This window comes from Methanocalculus sp., assembly GCF_029762515.1.
Lineage (GTDB): Archaea > Halobacteriota > Methanomicrobia > Methanomicrobiales > Methanocorpusculaceae > Methanocalculus.
This window is the reverse complement of record NZ_JARVGN010000155.1, coordinates 1-4,923: the sequence shown is the minus strand read 5'-3', so window position 1 is coordinate 4,923 and position 4,923 is coordinate 1. Positions and strand designations below refer to the sequence as shown.

Sequence of the window (4,923 nt, the reverse complement as noted above, 5' to 3'; positions counted from 1 at the left end):
GATTCTTCAGTGAGACGGCACCATCGATGGAATTGCCCATCATCTTCTCCAGCTCCATCTTTGGTGCAGGAAGATCAGCAGGATGAATCCTTTTGATCCGGCAGGAGAACGGCTCTTCCGGGGCCAGAGCGAGATCCCTGAGAAGTGAGGCAAATGCCTCTTTATCTGCAGAACATTCGCCAAGATACTCCATCACGACATGGGTCTGGGAGAGCCGGAGAGTATCTTCCGGAACCGGGCAGCTCGCAATGGCCACCTGAGGAGCTGTTGCAAGCACCTTCCCGACACATCCAATCTCAGCCGCAGGCAGATCCGGGTGTTCTCCGGAGAGTTCAAAAAGCAGATTCATCCGTATATATATTGGCAATATGAGCTGAAATACCTGTGCAGGCTGAATTCAAAAAAGATACAAAAATGAGAGTTTTAAAGGGTTATCTGCCCATTACCTTCTCAAAGAAGCCTTTCTTCCCTGATGTTCCCTCTCCGCTCTGTTCTGTCTTCATCTCAAGATCCCGGATCTTCTGATAGAGCTCTTTTACCTCGGCATCAGGGCTCTTTGGCGTTATGATAAGCACCCGCACATGCAGGTCGCCCGGCCTTCCACGCCTCCGTACCCCTTCGCCGGGGATCCTGAGGGCGGTTCCGTACTGGATGCCTGATGGTATTTTGAGACTGACTTTGCGGTCATCAATTGTCTCTATCTCTACCTCTGATCCAAGGACAGCCTGTGATGGCGTGATCTGGACTGCGGTCTCTAGATTGTCGCCTTTCCGGTCAAACCGCTTGTCGGGCTCCACCAGGACTTCAATATAGAGATCCCCTGTCGGGGCGCCATAATCCCCGGCCTCGCCATATCCTTCCATCCGGAGCCGCATGCCCGGCTCAACACCTGCGGGGATATGGACGGTGATCGTCCTCTGGACCTGGGTGTGCCCGCTCCCGTTACATGATTTGCAGGTCTGCTCGGGCACTTTTCCCTTTCCATTACATTCGGTACAGGTTGTCATCCTGACAAACTGGCCGAAGAGGGACTGGCTGACAGATCGCATCTGCCCGCTTCCGCCGCACCGGGAACAGGTCGTCTGGCGCTTGTTGGCACTCCCGGTTCCATCACAATCAGGGCAGGGTTCGGCATGCATCACCCTGACATCCCGGTCTGTTCCAAAGACAGCATCACGGAGCGAAACCGATACTCTCATCAGGAGATCGGCTCCCCGCTGTGGTCCGCCCCTCGCACCTCTTCCTCCAAAGAAAGAGTCGAATATATCTCCAAAACCGGAGAAGTCTGAAGAGAAACCGTAGTTTGCACTACCTGCACCACTGTAGCTTCCCTTCGAGGCATTGGTATATGCCTCATGACCAAGCTGGTCGTACTGGCGGCGTTTATCGGCATCGGAGAGGATGCTGTAGGCCTCGTTGATCTTTTTGAAACGATCCTCAGCACCCTCCTCTTTGCAGACATCCGGATGATATTTCCGGGCGAGGTTGCGGTAGGCTCTCTTTATATCTTTCTCCGGTGCGTTCCTCGGAACGCCAAGAGTGTCATAGTAGCTCTCCGCAACCATTCAGCTCACTCTTTCTTGACTTCGTAGTCGGCATCGACGACGGTATCGTCATCAGGTTTTCCTGCTTCAGGGCCTGCACCTGCTTCCTGTGCCGCCTCACCTGCCTTCTGGTAGAGTTTTGTGGTGACTTTGAAGACAGCTTCCTGAAGGGCATCCATCTTCTCCTTGATGGCAACGGTGTCTTCGCCCTCAAGTGTTGTCTTGAGTGCGGCTACAGCCTCTTCGATGGAGGTCTTATCCTCATCGTCAAGCTTGTCGCCGCTCTCCTTGATCAGCTTCTCGGCAGAGTATGCTGCCATGTCGGCATTGTTTCTGATCTCGATCTCCTCGCGCTTCTTCTTGTCTTCCTCTTCATGAAGCTGGGCATCTTTGACCATCTTGTCGATATCATCATCTGCGAGATCTTTCTTCCCGGTGATCGTAATCGACTGCTCATTGCCGGAACCGAGATCCTTTGCAGAGACATGTACGATACCGTTTGCATCGATATCGAATGTCACCTCGATCTGCGGAATTCCACGGGGTGCCGGTGGGATTCCGGTCAGCTGGAACCTGCCGAGAGAGAAGTTGTCACGTGCAAACTGGCGTTCTCCCTGGACGACATGGATCTCGACACTCGTCTGTCCGTCTGCTGCGGTTGAGAAGATCTGGCTCTTCCGTGTCGGGATTGTCGTGTTCCTCTCGATGAGCTGGGTGGCGATATTGCCGAGCGTCTCAATACCGAGCGTGAGCGGTGTCACATCAAGGAGGACGACATCCTTTGCTTCTCCGGAGAGGACTGCACCCTGGATCGCTGCACCGAGTGCAACACATTCATCGGGGTTGATACCCTTGTCAGGTTCCTTGCCGGTGATCCGCTTGACGGTTTCGACAACGAGCGGAACACGGGTTGAACCGCCGACGAGGAGAACATGCGAGATATCCTTTGCCTCAAGTCCTGCATCCTTCAGTGCATTCTTCACAGGATCGATCGTCTTGTCAACGAGATCCCCAATCAGCTGCTCGAACTTTGCACGGGTCAGATCGGTGTCGAGGAATTTCGGTCCCGAGTCTGATGTGGTGATGTAGGGGAGGTTGATATTCGTCTTCTGAAGGGTCGAGAGATCGATCTTTGCACGTTCTGCTGCATCCTTCAGCCGCTGCAGTGCAACCGGATCTTTCCTGAGATCGACTCCCTCCTTCTTCTTGAAGTCATCGATTAAGAAACCAATAATCCGGTCATCAAAGTCATCTCCACCAAGCTGGTTGATACCATTAGTTGAGAGTACCTCAAAAACGCCATCGCCAAGTGTCAGGATCGAGACATCGAATGTACCGCCGCCAAGGTCATAGACGAGGACGGTCGACTCACCCTCTTTGTCAAGGCCGTAGGCAAGCGAGCTTGCTGTTGGCTCGTTGATGATCCGCATCACTTCAAGGCCTGCAATCTTGCCGGCATCCTTTGTTGCCTGACGCTGTGCATCATTGAAGTATGCTGGCACGGTGATGACGGCCTTTGTGATCTTCTCTCCAAGATAAGCTTCGGCATCGACCTTCAGCTTCTGAAGCACCATCGCCGAGATCTCCTGGGGAGTATACTTCTTATCGCCGATTGCAACGGTTTCATTCGTTCCCATCTTCCTCTTGATCGAGGCGATAGTTCTGGTCGGATTCGTTACAGCCTGGCGTTTTGCAACACTCCCGACAAGGCGCTCGTCATCTTTTGAGAATGCAACAACCGAGGGGGTTGTCCTGGCGCCTTCGGAGTTTGGGATCACCTTCGGGGTTCCCCCTTCCATAATCGCCATGCAGGAGTATGTCGTTCCAAGATCAATTCCAAGAATTTTTTCTGCCATTTTTATCACTCTTTATTTTGTTTACCCTGCGATACTGCCACTTTGGCGCATCGTATCACTTTATCATGCATGCAATACCCGCGGCATACCTCATCGACAATCGTTCCCTCTTCCTCATCTGAGGGGATGGCTGCGATCGCTTCATGCTCATTTGGGTTGAAGCGGACATTTGCACATTCGATGGGGGTGATGCCGTTTCTCTCCAGGATTGAGAGGAATAATTTGTGAATCTGCGAAAGCCCCTCTTTGGGATCAGCATCTTCTGCTTTGAGCGCCCGCTCGAAATTGTCGAGAATATCCAGTATCTCCAGTGCAAATTGTTCATTTGCGAACCTGAGGATCTGTTCCCTCTCCCGTGCGGATCTCTTTTTGAAATTCTCAAAGTCAGCAGCGAGCCTGAGGAATTTATTATTGAGTTCCTCATATGCTTCCTGAGTCACTATGGAATCTCCTTCATCTTTAACCTCGCTCGCTTCACTCTCATTGCTCACAATCTCTTCCTGTCTCTGGGTTTCATCATCCTCCATAGAAGATCACATCAAAGTGTTACACTATCTATTGCAATGCAGTTCTATATAAATTTAACCTTTACCTTACGTAAATGGGTGTTGGATGCCCTCCGGTGTATCATTCATACGAAGAAGCAAAATAGCCGTATTTTCAATTTCTGAACATTTTATAGGAGTATGGCGTTTAATGGGTGTGATGGATGAACGAAGGGCAGATCAGGGGGCGCAGGCGGGTGAAAACCCTATCTGATGAGAGTTGTACAAGATCATGTATGGCTCCCATCGCGTCTTCTCACATTTCCTGGTGGATGTCAGGTATGGGTGAGTTCTAATAATCCTGACGATCAATAGTTCTCACATGAGAACGGCTCTCCTCTCTGTCTGGGATAAGACAGGAATTGTTGCATTTGCCCGCGTTCTTCATGAATCAGGCGTCAGTATCCTGAGTTCAGGTGGTACCGGCAAGGCGCTTAAAGACGCTGGCATACCCTTCACCGAGGTCTCTGCCTACACCGGCTCTCCTGAAATGATGGATGGCCGGGTAAAGACCCTCCATCCGAAGATCCATGGCGGTCTCCTCGGCAGGCGTGGGATCGATGATTCCGTTATGGCGGAGCACGGTATCCCCGGAATCGATCTGCTGGTTGTGAACCTCTATCCATTCGAAGCCATGTCCGCACAGGATCTCCCTCTTGAAGAACTGGTTGAGTTCATCGATATTGGCGGTCCTGCTATGATCAGGGCCGCTGCCAAGAACTACAGGGATGTTCTTGTCTGCTGCGATCCTGCTGATTACCCGGCGATTGAAACTGCAATGGCAGAGGGAACGGTTTCTGCTTCACTCCGTCTCTCCCTTGCAAAAAAGGCGTTTGCCAGGACTGCTGCCTATGATGCTGCCATCAGCAACTATCTAAGCAGCCTGGACTCCACCTTCCCGTCTGTCCTGACGGTCCAGTTCCAGTCCGGACGAATGCTCAGGTACGGGGAGAATCCGCACCAGCAGGCTGCCGTCTA

3 protein-coding genes and 2 pseudogenes are annotated in these 4,923 nt (G+C 52.0%); 1 reads left to right on the top strand and 4 read right to left on the bottom strand.

Annotated features, from left to right (window positions below):
* The 4 genes and pseudogenes from QCH34_RS06740 to QCH34_RS06725 form a co-directional block, all read right to left on the bottom strand.
* Positions 1-349, bottom strand: a pseudogene (locus QCH34_RS06740) (RNA methyltransferase); the annotation flags it as partial.
* Positions 350-431: 82 nt separating this feature from the next.
* Positions 432-1,565, bottom strand: coding sequence for a molecular chaperone DnaJ (dnaJ, locus tag QCH34_RS06735; protein ID WP_300332099.1), 1,134 nt, complete (start codon positions 1,563-1,565; stop codon positions 432-434).
* A gap of 5 nt (positions 1,566-1,570) precedes the next feature.
* On the bottom strand, positions 1,571-3,400 hold the full coding sequence (gene dnaK, locus QCH34_RS06730) for a molecular chaperone DnaK (RefSeq protein WP_300332098.1): 1,830 nt from the start codon (positions 3,398-3,400) through the stop codon (positions 1,571-1,573).
* A gap of 5 nt (positions 3,401-3,405) precedes the next feature.
* On the bottom strand, positions 3,406-3,927 hold the full coding sequence (locus tag QCH34_RS06725; protein WP_300332097.1) for a nucleotide exchange factor GrpE: 522 nt from the start codon (positions 3,925-3,927) through the stop codon (positions 3,406-3,408).
* Positions 3,928-4,267: 340 nt separating this feature from the next.
* Here QCH34_RS06725 and purH point away from each other — a divergent pair.
* Positions 4,268-4,923, top strand: a pseudogene (gene purH / locus QCH34_RS06720) (bifunctional phosphoribosylaminoimidazolecarboxamide formyltransferase/IMP cyclohydrolase); the annotation flags it as partial.

What these genes read in the sequence shown, in the direction of transcription:
- dnaJ (WP_300332099.1), bottom strand. Translation starts at nt 1,565, where the DNA reads ATGGTTGCGGAGAGCTACTATGACACTCTTGGCGTTCCGAGGAACGCA.
- dnaK (WP_300332098.1), bottom strand. Translation starts at nt 3,400, where the DNA reads ATGGCAGAAAAAATTCTTGGAATTGATCTTGGAACGACATACTCCTGC.
- QCH34_RS06725 (WP_300332097.1), bottom strand. Translation starts at nt 3,927, where the DNA reads ATGGAGGATGATGAAACCCAGAGACAGGAAGAGATTGTGAGCAATGAG.